Consider the following 17,243-nt stretch of genomic DNA (forward strand, 5'->3'; position numbering starts at 1 on the left):
TTTAGTGTTTTTCTCTCGTTTTGGTACTTTTCTTGATTGTTATAATTTAAAGTTATATGCCTTCTAAATCTGTTATAAAAAGCTTTAATATGTCCAAATATATCTCGCCTTACTTATTCTAATTGGATAAACTTTATGATAGATTAACTCAGTTTTTAATGTATCCAAAAATCTTTCTATTAAAGTATTATCCCAACAGTTTCGTATTATAAACATAAGCTAAAAACTAACTATATTTATAATCATAATAACATCTTTTTTGAGCCTAACCTTATTTCTTATAACATTTTAAATTATTGCTTTAATCTCTACTTAATACCAATACTCTCTTCCCTTGAAAAGCTAATCCTATCTCTAAAATCTCTGTTATCCCTTCTTCCATTAAGTTACTCCTATAATTTCTATCTTTAATCTGTTCTAATGCTTGTTTAGCTCCCTCTTCCAAGCTATCACTATTACCTACCTTCTTAAATTCCATCACAATCCCTAATTGCTCCTTATTATTAGGAATTAACATCACATCATACCTTCCATATCCACTCTCACGATTAGATTTAACTTGGTACTCTCCCCGTAGATTTACCATTAAACCTAAGACAAAGGCATGATAAAAGTTCTCCGAATTACCTCTTCCAATATCAAAGTAACTAAATGAAGATTCTACTATCTCTTTAAAAATCTTAGTAAAGGTCTCTATATCACCTTCAGTCAGACTTTTTAGCATCCATTCTAACTCTTCATTTCTTAGATTTTCTTTAAACCAATCCAAAATAATACTACGATAAATATATTCGACTTCTATATTAGGAATCTCTAATTCACAATATAGATGACCTAATTTTCTCTCCTGTTTGCTGGCTTTTAAATACCCACTTAATAATAGAAAGCTCCAAATAGTGTTATTACTCTTCTCTAAATCTGAAAAAATAATGTTATCATCAATCTCTTTTTTAACACTACTTCCTTCTAACAAATGTTCTAAATCTTTCTTTACACCACTACCTGATTCAGTAATCAGCCTTTTAATTAATTCATTACCACTAGTATTCGCCCAGTAAGGTCTGAGTTCTCCTTGTTGGTAAATACAGTTTATTATTGACCAAGGGTTATAAACAATCTTCTCTCCAAACTTATAGCCATTATACCAAGATTTAATCTCTTCTACTTTATAAGTAAGGTTATAATAATCAAATATCTCCTCCACTTCTTCTTCTAATAGACCAAAATAAGAGTCATAAGGTATATCTAATAGGGTACTTACTAATAAGTTATTCAAACCAGAAAAGATACTTTCTTTAGCTACTCTTAAAATACCTGTTAAGACCCCTTTGTTTAGGTTAGGATTATCCTTTAGTCCTCCACTTAGTATATTACGCATAAAGCTCATTACTTCCTGATAAAAACCTTTTAAATACCCTTGCTGAATTGGCTGGTCATATTCATCAATTAAAATTATAGTCTTTTCTTGATGATAATTAGCCAGATACTCAGAAAGATTCCTTAAAGCGTCTTCATAAAAAGGCAATTCAGCTTTTAAAGATATAATTTCATGAAACTGCTCCTTATCATACTTATCTAAAAGGTCACTATCTAGTAAATATCTATGTCTTTTATACTCTCTAGCTACAACTTGCTTTAACTTGATATAGGTTCTCTCCCAAGTCTCCTCTTTGATATCCTTAAATGTAATCATAATTATAGGGTATTTCCCCTGTTCTTGTAAATATTCTTCTCCTGCTTGCTGTATACTTAGTTCTTCAAACAAACTACTATTATCAAGTTCACCTTTTTCAAAAAAATAACTTAACATGGAAAGATTCAAAGTCTTTCCAAATCGTCGAGGTCTAGGTAATAAAATTACTTTTGAACCATCATCTATGATATCTTTAATAAGCAAACTCTTATCAACATAATAATAGTCATTCTCTATTATCTCTTTAAAATCACTCACACCTATCGGTAATTTATGCATAATTTTCACCCCTACCCATTAATCTTAAACTTATTCTATAACCTACTTTGAATAATTAATCAAAGAACAAAAATAACCTTTTGTTATTTTCCTCTTTCTTAAATTAATCATCTGCTAATTTAAGTTAGAAATCAAATTATAATTTTCTCTTCTTATCTTATCCCTATTACTTAAATTATACCTAATTTTGAGTGTATATCAAGTTAATCAATCTAGCAATAAGAAAATATCAAATTCTGCGTTTTTGTTTTTTGCTTTTAATATGATTACATTCGTAATCAAAAATAGAAAAAAATGATTACATCTGTAATCATACTGAATTTAGATAGTAAATAAGTATTTTTATTGTAGATATCCACTCAGATTGCTTACTGTTAAATTTGTATAAGTTAATTTAATTAATCTAGCTAAATTTAGTACCAATGGCTATTAATCAGTTATTCTTTACTAATCACTGTAAATCAGAAAAACCTTCTGTTAAAATAACAGAAGGTTAATCATATCTATTTAAATACTTTTATTTTTGATTACATTTGTAATCATATATGGAGATTTTAATCCCCTTCAAGACTATTTTTATGAGTTTCCTACTTTTTGATTACGCTTGTAATCGTAATAATTTATATTCTAAATTCTATTGGAATAATTTATTTAGCTTTAGGTTATTTATGGGATGTCCTGATTTTTATTTTAGTCTAATATATTAGACTAAAATAAAAACTAAGCTTCAATCTGAAATTGATAATTATCTATAAAAAACCAAGCCTCTTGACCTTCTCTTAATGAATGATAAACATCCATAATTAATAAATCCATTAATTTACTCTTAAACTGTTCATCTTGTAAGACTTTACCGTAAAAATTCTGATTCTTACTATATGAATCGACGACATTATCATCAAATATCTTCTCAAAAGCTAAACTGAAATCATCTAAGATATTAACCTTAGCTTTCTCTTTTAAGTCTTCATTCTTCTTCAAGCCACTTCTAATCTGGTCTATTGCTATCTTTTCAGCTTCACTGAAATTAGTCTGGAATCTTTGATTTATTTTCTGTGATTACACTCGTAATCTTAATATAATTCTCAACAATAAGGAACTTTCTTCAAAAGCTCAACATTGAGCTTATTCTATCTAAAATCAACCTCTTCAAAATCCATAAAAATGACTACAAATCAAGCTTTTATTACTATATCAGTTAAATCAAAACTACTCTCTACTACAAATTAACAACCTAAAAATATACAAGTTTAATTATGATTACTTTTGTAATCATAAGTTATATATATTTAATAAATCAGAGCTATTTTTGACCTGAATTTTACTATTAGATTACAAATGTAATCAATATCTTGGCAATTAATAATCAATCACTAATTAATCTTATACTATCTTAGCTACTAGTTAATAATCAGTTGAATATTGAAATAACAATCGATTGATAATTAATCTATTACTATTGGCTAGTTGTATACTTATAACTCTAGCATGAATTCTTAATAATTTTCCTACCGATAAACTCTAAGCTAAAGATAAAATTATCTCTATTTTTATTCAAAAGCCCAAAAATACGTCATATAACCTCTAAAACTATCTTTTAATGTTTTATACCATAACAAGTATAAATATCCTTTATACCCAGCCACAGAGCCTCTCAAGCATGTTTCTAACTTGACAATAACCCCAAATATCAAATTAACCTCTTAAAATTAATATTTTGCTGAGATTATCTTATTACCTAGAATTAGATTCTTGACTTTAAATATAATTCAACTTCAATAAGCTAATCTTCTGTATCACTCATAATCTGTTTACTTAACTGCTTCTTTTTTAATCTTGTAGAATATTAATCACACTAAACTCAATTACTATTACTGGGAAAGTAAGCGATATTATATGATAAATATCTAATTTACCTTTATCTATTGCATCTTTCTTATAAGCATTATAATTTCAATTCAGAAAAAGCGACTTTCCCCTATTGTCTTTAAGAGGGTTTGTATTCTCTGTAGTAGTCTCTGTAATGGAACGTGACGTTTTGACAACATCGACCTTGTCATTTTGACATCATCTTATAGTGACAAGGGTTTGCAGTGGTTTTTTGACTGTTTTTTAGCCAATTTAATCAATTTTTAGGATTACATGTTGTCATTTTGCCAACATTAATTTTTACTTTTATTGATTGGAAAGGGAATTACATTATCTTTATGCTTTAACTTATCTTTACTTCCTAATTGACTGTTACCCATATTGTCCAACATATAATCAAATAGAGTCTCTTGATCTGCATTCTCTAAAATATCGACTGGAATTTCAAAATCAAAGCTTGCTATCTCAGTAAACCTATCTGAAAATATTATGCTATGCAACTCTAATTCCTTCTTACTTAAAATTTGAAATAGATCTTCTTCTTTTTCTACTTCCATAATCTCCATCTTATCCTTTAAACTATGATAAGCTCTTCTTTGAATATCAGATAATCTTTCCTTAATATTCTCTTCTATAACAGTAGTGAGAAAGTCTCTTGCTCTCACCAATTCTTCTATACTCCAATCTCCTTCTATTATATCTGAAGGCATTGTCTCACCTTTATTAATACAATGAGCTATTACCTTCTCGCACTTTAAATTTCTATCTGTTAAATTAATTTCAATACTATTATTCAACTATACGACCCCCTATTTATCAACCAATTCCCACCATATCTAAATTTTTATTAATTTATCACACTGTGATTCCTTAAGGTTTATTATTCTAATCCAGATAATCTTCATAGCTTTCTGAAATATACCTTATTCAAAATATCCCATTATATTCAAAGTCTTTAAATTTAAATCAAAAGCCCAATTTTTATTTTGGTCGTATAAGGTAGACTAAAATAAAAACTGCGCCTCAATATTGAAGAAAAGAATCTTTATAAATAACAAATTAAATGATCTTAAGCTCTAAAACTATATTATATAAATTTATCTCCCAATTAAAAATATCCTTTTATTTCTTAGTATGATTACACCTGTAATCATACTTTGATAACTCAATTATTAACTGATAAATAAAATAATAATCAATTAACTCATTAATTGCTAATCTAATTACTAATGTTCTCACATCATATAATTTTAAAGAAAATCAGTGTAAATATCATAATACTATTTATTCATACTATCTTAGCTGGCACATATATCAAATAAGTAGCTATCGGTTCTAGACTTCAAGTATATTATTCTAATCCAGATTACTCACACTAGAAACCCAATGTAGTATCCTTAATATCTATTTCTACTGTTACCCTATCATTTCTTATAACCCCTACAATATTAGTCTGTTAATCTATCATTTAAGAACTTATATTTTATTAAAGAGCTGAGCACAACATAACGTTTTGACAACACCCCATAGTATCAAGGGGTTATAGGTGGTTTTGAGGTATTATCTTAAATTCTAGTTTTTAATCGCTACAATGTTAACTATTTTCTTAAAATAAGTCTTTAGCTTAACTGAGAACTTATCTTTTAAAAAGTTATAGTTTAAATTTATTGCTATCTTCTCAACAGACTATCAACTCTAAGATTTATAAATTTTAAGCCTTAGCTGATATATTGACAAAGTTAGTATATTCCTGTCATAGTTAATGGTTGCAGAAACACCTCTTTAAGAAGCTTATCTTCTTGGTTAATGGTTTTATACCAAAAGAGGGATCAGAACAATTTAAGGTACATTCTTGTCTTTTTGAGGGGTATCTATATACCATAATAAGAATGTAATAATATAATTGTAAGACAAAATTGCAATTACTCTGAAACAAACTGTCTAACTTAACTGCTGATCTTATCTCTTAAATTGAAGATAAATAGCACTTTATTATAACTGGGAAATGAAGCTTGTCTTATATAAGCAGATAATTTAATTTATCAACTCTATCTTTCGTATAAGAAATAAACTCACTATTAAGCAAAAGCGAAGTTTCCCCTATTGTCTTTAAAAGGGTTTGTATTCTCTGTAGTAGTCTCTGTAATGGAACGTGACGTTTTGACAACATCGACCTTGTCATTTTGACATCATCTTATAGTGACAAGGGTTTGCAGTGGTTTTTTGACTGTTTTTTAGCCAATTTAATCAATTTTTAGGTCTGCATGTTGTCATTTTGACAACATTGATTTTTATTCTTATAGATAAAAAACCATCAACAGATTTTATCTGCTAATGGCTTAAAATTAAATTTATATAGTCCTCACAGTCTATATATTAAAATATAGCTTCTAGACTATATATAGTCCTTTTCAAGTGGACTTAACTCAATATTACCACTATCATATTCACCTAGATAATCACCTAAATCAATAGTTCCATTATCATTAATATCTAACCAAGCAAAGATAGAGTAATCATTAGTAGCAATTGTTTCAGTAATAGCAAACTCACCTTTATCTGATAAGTTAGTAGGATGATCTACAGTTACATTATATTCTTCACTTAAACGCTCTACCTTATCTCCTTGACGTTTACCTACAAATACTATTATATCTTCAACGGATTTTTCACTTAGGATATGATAAGCATTAGGTAATCCATAACCTGTATATTCATCCCAACCTTCAGTATTTAAATCAAAGCTATATTTCTTTAACTCCGCTTTAACTTGATCAGGGCTATAACTTGGATGTTTACCCAATACTAAAGCTGATAACCCTGCAATAATTGGAGACGCTTGTGAAGTCCCCTCTAAACTGTAATCTTCTCCATCGTTCCACGTAGAAACTATTCCAAAGGCAGGGGCTACAAAATCTAATCCTTCCCCCCAATGGGACATATTAAGCTTAGTTAAGTCAATAGTAACTCCACCTACTCCTAAAGTCTCTGGATAACCAGCAGGGAAATCTAAAGAACTTGCTGAACTATTTCCACTACTAGCAGTAGTAACAATATTATGTGTATAGGTGTCTTGAATTGCGTCTTTTAAATGTTCGGTATCTAAAAGTCCTATACTGATATTAACAATATTCACATTTTGCAAAATAGCTTCTCTAATTGCTTGAACTACAATTGGCCCTCCTGTTAACCCATTATCACTAACCTTTAACGGCATTATCTCTACATTAGGAGCTATTCCGATTACTCCATTATCACCACGTTCTGCTCCAATTAATCCTGCTACATGTGTGCCGTGTCCATTATTATCCTCCCAGTTATTAGGATCATATTCTAAAGTATCAGCGTCAGTAACATAATTTTTTCCTTCTATTAATCTGTCAACTAGTTGTGGATGATCTATATCTACTCCGCTATCAATTACAGCTACTTTTACAGGAGCTAATCCTTCAATTAAGCTTGGATTATATTCATAGACCAAATTTAATCCAGTGGCCACATGATGCCAGAGGTATCCATTTAATAACCTGTTAGTCATTGCATCAGGGAAATATGGATTATAATCATATCCATTAATATCATCCCAAGTATGTTTAGGAACATGTAATGAAACCATTCCACTAGCAGTAATTAGCTTTTCTACTTCTATATTTAATGATACATTTTCGCTTTTACCATCTACATAATTAACAGTTAAAGTAATAGTATCTTGGCAAGGATGATCTGGCGCTGTATAAACTTCATTATTAATTTTTCCATATTCAGCAGTTAATTTTGTGTCTGTTACAAATTCATTATCAATATTTGTAACATTTAAATTCAAGTTTTGGCCACTAACTAATTTACCACTATCAGCAGTTAAGGAAGCTCTATTTATAATATTGATTTCTATACTACCTGCTTTGCTAGTATAATCTCCTATTACTTTAACACTAATAGTATCTATCCCAGTGCTGTTAGGTGCTTTATAAGCTACTTCTTGCCCCTCTCCTGTGATTGTACCATTACTACTATTCCATTCAATAGAATTAATATTTTGATTACTATCAACACTTACAATTAACTTAGCTTCTTCACTAACAAATAAATAATTATTACTATCACCAAGGTTAATATTCATATATGGCGCTTTAATACTTACATCAATACTTTCACTTTCCTCATTACCATCACTATCTTTAACAGTTAAGGTGATAATGTCATTAACTTCTGTACTAGGAGCTATATAGGTTACTTCCTTACCGCTCCCTTCAATATTTCCTTGCTCTGCCGTCCAGCTAATCTCACTTGCCTCTCCTAAATCAGCAGTTAAGGTAGTCTTTTCTTCTGTCATCAAATTATTTTTAGCAATATTTAATGACCTAATCAATTTATCAATGATTTTAATTTGAAAACTTGTACTTACAGTTTCTTTCCCGTCATTCACCAATAAACTAACATTATCCACTCCTGCAGTACTAGGGGCAGTATAGGTTACACTTTTACCATTACCTTCAATACTACCTTGATTAGCATTCCATTTAAAGGTTAACGCATCTCCATCCTTATCAACAGCTTCTACAGTTATTTTTTTACTTTCACCTACTGCTAACTCACTAAAATCAGTTAATGATTTAATAGCTGGTTTATGGTTGCTCTCAGATGATGAACTTCCACCACCACAACCTGTTGCTATAATTGCAATCATCAAAATTAATAATATAAGTATCTTTCTCATAATTTCCTCCCATAAAATATTTCCTTGTATAAATTTAACTATAAATTCAAAAACACCTTTATTTTTTTAATTATATCAGTACTTAGGATTTGATTATCTAATTACTAATCAATTAATCTAATAACCAGTTGTTAATAAAGTTATTATTTCTTAAACATATATTCTAAAGCCAATACCCCTATTAAGAGTATTCAATAAACTTATAAAGTAATTTAATCTTAGCAGGTAATTGATCAAAACTTTATTGCTCTTATTGAGAAAGAAGCGTTATATACTTATGCTTATTATTACACTCAAAATTATCAAACAGACAAACAGATAATAGTTAAAATTGAATATTTAAAAGAAGGAAGAGCCTGCCAAGAACCAATCACACCTCAAAAGATAAAAGCAATCAGCACTAATATACAAGCAAATATGAAAGAAATGCAGAAACTATCTATAGATACAGATAAAAATCAACCTCTACCAATAGATAAGTTTAGTAAGTGTGAGGGGAACGCTTGCTATACTATAAAGAGTTATGCCAAATGGTAGAAAGCAAGCATCAAATAAGAGATATTGTCAATACTAAATAATAAAAAAAGAGCCTAATAGATATTAAGCTGAATTCACCTTGATATCTGTAGTTTTACTTTCTCTTTAGTACAGTGTTATACCAACAATTAACCTGTCCTGTTTATATATGATTATAAATATTATCAATCTTGTTATGAAGACAGTATTATTCATAATTTTATACTTATTTTCAATAAAATTTATAATTATTTTATAAGATATTTTAACAAATGATCTTCCTAATAGTAATATTAACCCCCTTCCTTTTCCATTTCAGCCTTCATCTTCTCATAAGATAAAGTAGGCTCAATTTCAAATTTTTTCATTAGTCTTTGTTGTCTTTTTCGATACTCATTCATATTTACAACCCTTTGCTTAGGTACAAAGTTAAACCATTTTTCAGTATTCTCAATAGTCCTAATAACCTGTTCTAACTCTCTGCTTCCGTTAGCAAACTGATAAGAGTTAGTGTAGTTATCAAAAGCTTTTTTAAGTTCGTCTAAGCTAAAGTGATTAAAAACTAATTCTAACTTATGCTTTCTAGTAAAGGAGATAGTTCTAAGGTTTACACCACTAACGCGTTTAAAGTAAGCACAAGCCTTATAGATAGGGCAACTATCCTTCTTAGAGCAAGTTTTATTTAAACAATCTAAATTAGGGTTAGAACAGATATTAAAATCTTTTAGTTGACGTTTTTGGTGATGTTCTTTAATTACTCTTTTAGCATCTTCAATGGTCTTAACACCTTTGCTATACCAGTCTTCTAAGATACTAACAAAATACTGAACAGGTTGTTGATCTTTAGTCTCATTAAGGGCAAAGTAGATAACTTCTGTGTGCATATTATTCTCTAAGCAGTCAAAAATCAATTTATTAATCTTAGTGCCATACTTATTACCGCCAATATGCATTCTAAACTTGTTAAAGAAATCTATGGCGAATCGTTGCCAAAACTTAGTCTTATGTTCAGTGCTTGTCCAGCCTAATAAACTTTTTACACGTCGCTTACTTGTTAAAATTACAGCAGGAACTAAGTGGTGTTCTTTAACTTTAGTGTATTCTGCTAAGAAAGCATCACTACTCATAACTATAATAGCTCTTAGTAGTTGTTGTGTAGAGAGGCCTTCATCTAAGCGGTCTTTAATTGCTCTGATATCTTGTTTAGTAAGGCTCTTGTTGCCTATAATTTCAATATAACCTGTTACTACCTCGTCAACAAGGGAATCTTGAATATTATTATCTTCAAAAACTTCATTTCCTGAAACATTATCTTCTAAATCTTCTGTTTTTTCTTTTTTGCCAAGAATAACCTCTTCAACTTGCTCTTTTTCAAGGATTATACTAGTTTCTTTTACATCAGCAGATGAATATCCCTCTATTTTTTCAATATTTTTGTATTTATTAACTAACTGCTTATAATTTTCCTGCTCTGTAAGATATAAATCGTGTAAACTTTTATTTTGATATAATTTATTCTTTGGGTCATTATAAATTTTAAAACAATATTCTGCAAAGCTAATGTCTTCAATAGTCAAACCTTCATCGTTACCTTGATAAAGTGTTGCAGAAGGATCATATAAATTCTTATACACACCTCTTATCTCTAAAGCAAATATATCTATCAATTCATCAACGGTTAACTCACCATAACGTTCTGGCATATCCTTAGCAGATTTATCTTTTGTTTTGGTAGACTCACTTTCTTTAACATGCTTGTTACTAACAGGAGTATCTTCTTGGACAGTGGAAGCAGATGTGTTTTCTACTGTGCTACTTTGTATTTGAGACATAGTTTGATCTAAGACATCACCAATAGCAGATGTATCTCCATCTCGCATATAATTAACCTCCTCAATTTCATTATTAAATAAAGGGTCAACTAACTGCTTGTCCTTTGAATTTGAAGAAGGAGTAGTTATCCCCTTATTTTTTATACTTGGGGTAGGAGCGTTTTTTGTATAAGCAGAAGAATTACTTTTAAAAACTCCCTTTTTCTTATAAGAATTAGAATTACAATTAAGCAAACGCGACTTCCCCTTATTGTCTTTAAGGGTATTTGTATTCTCTGTAGTAATCTCTGTAATGGAACGTGACGTTTTGCCAACATCGACCTTGTCATTTTGACAACATCCCATAATATCAGGGTTTTGGAGGCTATTTGTAACCTTTTTTCCCTCATTTAGCTCTCTTTGTAGGTGTTTAACCTTGTCATTTTGCCAAGGTTGGTCTAATTGCTTTTCTTCTTCTTTTTGTGTATCTAGTATAATATTATTTTCTTTAAAATGCTTGCTTAATTCGCTAATTAAAACATTTATATTTAAAACAAGATTAAGACACTTTTTACCTGCAAACATTCCTTGTGCTGTTGAAATTAAATTCTTATCTTCTAAATTTTTTCTAACGCGCAAAAATTGTCTGTGACTTATCCGTAATTCATCACACCATTGAGCAATAGTTTTGGCAATACAGTATTCACCTTTCTTATTCTTAGCTCTCAATTTACTTCTACCCTTCTTATTAGGCAGATACCAATACACTATTTGACCCAATAGTATCCCGCTAATAAAGTCTTTCATCATATCTATGTATATCTTATTCACTCTATAAACTTCCTTGTTGTTTTCTTCAAACTTAACTAAATCTTTATAATCAATCAACTTAATTACTTCACTATTAATTGTTTTTTCCATTAAACCTCTCCTTCGTCATTTATAAAATATAGTAATTTTCTATTGATAATATACGAGAATGAAATTATCAACCTCTGCTTATGCAACAAAGGTTGATATCAAATTAGATTTCAAATTAATAATAAGCCTCTTATTTAAGCTCTGCTTTCAAGTTAATTTCAATATTGTAAGCTCTTTCTAGCAAATTTTTAATATACTTAAAAGCTAACTTTTGAGTTTTTTCTGGATAAGCTTCACATATCTCTTCTGCAGTCATATCTGGAGTTAAAGTACCATCTTCCTGTTTAAAACAACCGACTACTTTCATAAGTAATCACCATCCCTCATGGTGTTCTATTAACATTCTTATGCCAATAAGAACTTGTCATATGTTTATTTTATTTTCTCAATTAATTAATCGGGTATAGTATAATCACATTGGATATAAACCGCAACTCATTTTAGGAATTTTTTTAAATTTTTTTATTTTAGCTATTTAATCTTTCATTATCAGATTAATTGAAATATAATTATGATTAAGGGAGTGATTGAATTGAAAAATGTAGCAATCTATGTTAGAGTTTCTTCTCGAGAGCAAGCTGAAGAAGGAATGTCTATTCAAGCCCAAATTAAATTACTAAAAAAATACGCCATAGATAATAATTTTATAGTCAGTCACGAGTTCATCGACCGTGGAGAGAGTGCTCGAACTGCTGATAGGCCAGAATTTCAAAATATGATTGCAACTGCTAAGCAGAATCCTAAGCCTTTCGAAGCAATTCTAATACACAAAACCGATAGATTTGCTAGAAATCGTGAAGATTCTATAATATATAAATCATTATTAAGAAAAGAATGTGGCATTGATGTAATTTCTATTACAGAACAATTTGGCGATGGTCCTCAAGGTAGAATGATGGAAGGAATTATGGAAGTAGTAGCTGAATTCTACTCAGCTAATTTATCAAAAGAAGTTATGAAAGGAATGAATGAAAAGGCCAGCTCTGGAGGTGCCTTAGGGGAACCCCCTTACGGCTATAGTATCAATGATGATACTGGAAAATTTGATATATATGAGCCAGAAGCAGAGGTAGTTAGATACATTTATCAAGAATATATCAAGGGCGGAAGCTTAAGAAGTATAGGTGTTGATCTTCGTAAAAATGGAAAGAAACTATTTGGAGAAGTAGCTCTTACTAAAAAATCTAAAGCTATAGGCAATGAAGGAAAACATAAAGATCAGAAACTTACTTGGAGGGCCAATACTGTTAAGAGAGTTCTCAATAATAAGGCTTATTTGGGAGAATTTCATTGGAATGAACAAATAATTGAAGACAATCATCCTCCTATAATTAAAATAAAGGATTTTGACTTAGTCCAAGAACTATTGGATAAGAATAAAAGATCAAGAAGACGAAATAGTAAGGATTATTTGTTAAAAGGATTGGTTAGTTGTGCAGAATGCGGTGGTTCTTTATCACAACTAACCCAAAAATATATTACTAGCACTGGAGAAGAAAGAACTTATCGCAAGTTAAGATGTTCTAATCATGTTAGATTAGCTAACTGCTATTCTAATCTACATAAGATGGATGAAGTTGAAGATGAATTGTTACAATTTCTTAGAAAAATTATTAATATGCAGGTAGACCTAAAGACATTAGACATAAAACAAGTTAAAAATGATGATTTAACAGAAGAATATCTAAGACTACAAACTATATATGAAAGCTTTGATGAACAATTCGACAAACAGATGGAAGCCTATCAAGCAGGAATAATTGATTTAAATCAGTTAGGAAGATATAAAGAAAAATTACAAGATGAACAAAAAGAAGTCAAAGAAAGAGTAGAGATATTGGAAGAAAAGATCAATAATCAAGAAGTAGACTATCAATCATTTATAGAAGAATTAAAAGAAGTTATAAAGACCATTGAAGATGAATCAATTGACTTAAATCAGAAGAAGAATGCCCTATTATCCATTATCAGTGAAATACAGATATCTAAAAGAGAAGATATAATGAGAGTAGTCTTTAAGTCGAAATGATTAACTATAATTAAATAGGAGATTAAAATCTTATTTAGCCACAATTCTACATGAATGAATAAAATTCAAACCCTATATAAAACACGAAAAAGAATTTAAATTCCTTTAGCCACGAATTAGCACGAATGAAATACGAATAAAATCAAAAACTAATTTAATATTTGAAATGATTTTGAAATAATTCGTTAAGATTAGTGCGATTCGTGGCAAAAAATTATTATTGTTTGCTCTTTTGATTTTAAAATTACTAATATAACATCTTTATCAGTTTATATATATATAAAGAATCGACCCCTTACCTATTAAGGTAAAGGGGGCAAAGTTAGAATTATATTTCAATTACATTAAATTATAATCTTGTTTTGTTACATCTATCTTTAAATCTCCGTTACTACTTTCTCCTAAATAATCTCCCGCATTAATTTGACCGTCTTCGTTTACGTCAATCCAAGCGAATACACTATGATTTGGGGCGTCGGATACAAAATTAAATTCATAATTAATTTGATTAGATAGGTTTGTGAAAACACTTAAACTATAATTTTTTGGATTTCCTAATACTTCGAGGTTGTTATTATCTTTTTTAGCTACAAAGACTTTAACCTCTTTATCCAAGACTTTATTCATTAGAGTATATAAGTGTGGCATACCCCAACCAAATTGTTCGTCATAACCTTTAGTTCCTAAATCAAAAGAATATCTCTTTAATAGCTCTTTCATTTCACTTTGAGATATATTAGGATATTTTCCTTTGATTAAAGCAGTTATTCCAGTGAAAATTGCAGTAGCCCCACTGCTTTCGCCTGTAATTGTATATAGTTCGCCTTCTCTTAAATCATGGTGAGTAGAAAGATAAGAACTACCTGCTACAACAAAATCAACTTTATCACAATAGTTTGTATCAGCATAATTATAAAATCTATCAATACCTCCAATTGCAAAAGTTTCATCATATTTAGCAGGATAGCCAGCGTCATTGACCCCTTGATTACCAATAGCAGAGTTCATAATTACTCCATTTACAGAAGCATTTTGAACTGAATTTTGAAGTTGTTCATTAAAATAAACATGTATAAAACTCATATTAACAATATCAATATTATTATCAACTACAAAATCTAAAGCATTTGCTGTATCATAACTTGTATCGCTAGTTTTTAAAGCTACTAATTCAACATTTGGAGCTACTCCAACAAAATTATTATCACTGTTAAAATCAGCACCAATCAATCCTGTCATTGCAGTTCCATGATAATTCATATCTAATATATCCTCGTCTCCATAATAATCTTGCCTAAATTTTTTAGATAACTCTACATTTACTTTAGAAAGATAAGGGTGTTCATAATTAACACCAGAATCTATGACTCCTACTCTGATAGTTTCTAAATTATCAAGCATATATTGATTATATTCTCTTAAATTATCTACCCCAATCTGAACTAGTGGGAAAGGATAATTGAACTTTCCTGCTGAATATTGAGTTTTTGGATTTTCTAATCTTTCCATGTTTGGCAATTCAAATCCTATATTTCCTACAACATTCACTTCTCCAAATACTTTCATAACAAAACTCTTGCTCGCTTCTCCACTACCATTACTAGCAACAACCTTAACTTCTAAATCTCCAATAGATTTCGGAGTAATTATAGCTTTATTATCATTTGAAGTAATTTCTCCTTCTCCTTTAACAACATAATATTCATAAGATAAATTATTTGTGTCACTTAGTACTTCTATTTCAATATTATCCCCTACCATAGCTTCTTTAACAGTTCCATTTAATTCAATATCAAAAGGGGGTGCATTGACATTGGTTGTCACAGTTTTAATAGTATTATCCTTGCCATCTTCAACCATAATCTTAACTGCTAATTCTCCTACTTGACTAGGAGTAACCTTTGCTTTATTACCATTAGCAACAATATCCCCCTCACCTTTTGCAATAACAAAAGCATAAGATAATTTGTCATTATCCGCATCTGTCGCTATAATCTCCAAACTTAAACTTTCACCCAAATCAATTTCTTCTAGAAATCCCATTACTTCATTGATTATAGGTTTGGCATTGCTCTGGTCTTTACTTCCACTTCCTCCTGAACTACTACAGCTAGTTAATAACATAACTAAGCTTATTAATAGCAATATTACTTTCTTCTTTTGCATATATGTAACTACTCCTTCCATTAATAATTATAAAAATTCATTAAATTATACTTATTAATTCATCATCTAATAAAAAATCCCTTTTATAAATCAATTTGTATATTACTTAATGACTATTGATATTCTATATTAATCAATCCTCTAAACTCTTATCATAATCATTAATTGCTAAAATAAACTAAAAGGGAATAGATTTTTATATCATATTGTTCATAGTGCTGTAGCTGTAGGGATGTTTGGCAATGCTAAGCTAGGTACTACTTTAGCATTGGCCCATTATATCTCCTGTTTAATTGTTGGTATAGGTTTAAGATTCTATAATCCCAAAGAGAATAATCAAGATGTAGTACGTAACACCAATACCGAAGGAAATATCTTTACTAGAGCTTTCAGTGAGCTATATCAAGCCAGAAGAAAGGATGGTAGAAGTTTAGGACAACTGATTGGAGATGCCACTAAAGAGTCTCTTAATACTTTACTATTAATTGGAGGATATATTATCTTGTTCTCAGTCTTAACAAGAGTTTTAGCTTTAGTTGGATTTACTAAATTGATAACTGCTGGAATAGTATTTGTCTTAAAACCCTTTGGTTTTGATCAATCCCTTGTCTTACCTATTATCAGTGGATTATTTGAAATAACCAATGGTTCACATTTGGCTAGTCAGACTATGGCCCCATTAAGCCAGAAGATAATCATCACTAGTGGTATTATTGCTTGGAGTGGACTATCAGTTCATGCCCAGGTTGCTACTATGATCAATGGTACTGATCTGCGAATGAAACCTTACCTTTGGGCCAGAGTCTTTCATGGAATAACAGCTAGTCTTGTTACTTACTTTTTATTTGAGCCTTTAGAAGCTATCTCTTCTAATTTAGTTACCCCGGTTACCTCTCTAGCCAATAGAGTCCATTATACTATCGGCTATTGGGACCATTTTGCTAAAATGTCCAGTGGATTACTATTATTTTTAGGATTTTTAACCTTTACATCTCTAACTATCTATTTTATCAAGAAGATTAAGCTGGTGATGTTCCATTATTCAGAATGATTAAAGCAGAGTATAGAAACTCTGCTTTTTTAATGAAAATATTTATTTAAAGATAAATAATTGAAAAATGTAATAATAGGTAGCAAGTAACTAATACACCACTTTACAAAAATCAGATAAAACATTTACCTAAAAATAACAAAGTCAGACACCTAAATCCTAGAGATAATAATCATAGTCAATAAAAACTA

At 29.8% G+C, this 17,243-nt stretch carries 9 protein-coding genes; 2 read left to right on the plus strand and 7 right to left on the minus strand.

Annotated features, from left to right (window positions below; genetic code table 11):
• Window positions 1–301: 301 nt before the first annotated feature.
• From BX659_RS16185 to BX659_RS19120, 6 genes are all read right to left on the minus strand, one after another.
• The gene (locus tag BX659_RS16185; RefSeq protein WP_097019342.1) at window positions 302–1,972 is read right to left on the minus strand and encodes an AAA family ATPase; all 1,671 of its coding nucleotides are present in this window, start codon (window positions 1,970–1,972) and stop codon (window positions 302–304) included.
• A gap of 720 nt (window positions 1,973–2,692) precedes the next feature.
• Window positions 2,693–2,953, minus strand: a complete 261-nt coding sequence (locus BX659_RS16190; RefSeq protein ID WP_097019343.1) for a hypothetical protein — start codon at window positions 2,951–2,953, stop codon at window positions 2,693–2,695.
• A 1,181-nt stretch (window positions 2,954–4,134) separates the two neighbouring features.
• Complete coding sequence (locus BX659_RS16195; protein WP_097019344.1) at window positions 4,135–4,638, minus strand: hypothetical protein; 504 nt, start codon at window positions 4,636–4,638, stop codon at window positions 4,135–4,137.
• A gap of 1,598 nt (window positions 4,639–6,236) precedes the next feature.
• A complete protein-coding gene (locus tag BX659_RS16200; RefSeq protein WP_097019345.1) occupies window positions 6,237–8,558 on the minus strand; it encodes a S8 family peptidase in 2,322 nt (773 codons plus the stop codon).
• Between the two features lie 809 nt (window positions 8,559–9,367).
• Window positions 9,368–11,806, minus strand: coding sequence for a DnaD domain protein (locus BX659_RS16205; protein ID WP_097019346.1), 2,439 nt, complete (start codon window positions 11,804–11,806; stop codon window positions 9,368–9,370).
• Window positions 11,807–11,936: 130 nt separating this feature from the next.
• Window positions 11,937–12,113, minus strand: a complete 177-nt coding sequence (locus BX659_RS19120) for a hypothetical protein (RefSeq protein ID WP_172431995.1) — start codon at window positions 12,111–12,113, stop codon at window positions 11,937–11,939.
• 225 nt (window positions 12,114–12,338) lie between these two features.
• Here BX659_RS19120 and BX659_RS16210 point away from each other — a divergent pair, with 225 nt between their 5' ends.
• Window positions 12,339–13,835: a recombinase family protein gene (locus BX659_RS16210; RefSeq protein WP_172431996.1), complete on the plus strand. Its 1,497-nt coding sequence runs from the start codon at window positions 12,339–12,341 to the stop codon at window positions 13,833–13,835.
• Window positions 13,836–14,174: 339 nt separating this feature from the next.
• On the opposite strand, the gene BX659_RS16215 is transcribed toward BX659_RS16210, so the two are convergent.
• Window positions 14,175–16,001, minus strand: coding sequence for a S8 family peptidase (locus BX659_RS16215; RefSeq protein WP_172431997.1), 1,827 nt, complete (start codon window positions 15,999–16,001; stop codon window positions 14,175–14,177).
• A gap of 232 nt (window positions 16,002–16,233) precedes the next feature.
• Here BX659_RS16215 and BX659_RS16220 point away from each other — a divergent pair, with 232 nt between their 5' ends.
• Window positions 16,234–17,052 (plus strand): hypothetical protein, encoded by an 819-nt coding sequence (locus BX659_RS16220; RefSeq protein ID WP_097019349.1) that lies wholly within the window; start codon window positions 16,234–16,236, stop codon window positions 17,050–17,052.
• Window positions 17,053–17,243 lie beyond the last annotated feature (191 nt).

The organism is Orenia metallireducens, from assembly GCF_003001995.1.
GTDB lineage: Bacteria > Bacillota > Halanaerobiia > Halobacteroidales > Halobacteroidaceae > Orenia > Orenia metallireducens_B.

Coding starts and splice junctions, on each gene's coding strand:
- BX659_RS16185 (WP_097019342.1), bottom strand. CDS start 1,972: ATGCATAAATTACCGATAGGTGTGAGTGATTTTAAAGAGATAATAGAG.
- BX659_RS16205 (WP_097019346.1), bottom strand. CDS start 11,806: ATGGAAAAAACAATTAATAGTGAAGTAATTAAGTTGATTGATTATAAA.
- BX659_RS16215 (WP_172431997.1), bottom strand. CDS start 16,001: ATGCAAAAGAAGAAAGTAATATTGCTATTAATAAGCTTAGTTATGTTA.
- BX659_RS16200 (WP_097019345.1), bottom strand. CDS start 8,558: ATGAGAAAGATACTTATATTATTAATTTTGATGATTGCAATTATAGCA.
- BX659_RS16220 (WP_097019349.1), top strand. CDS start 16,234: ATGTTTGGCAATGCTAAGCTAGGTACTACTTTAGCATTGGCCCATTAT.
- BX659_RS19120 (WP_172431995.1), bottom strand. CDS start 12,113: ATGAAAGTAGTCGGTTGTTTTAAACAGGAAGATGGTACTTTAACTCCA.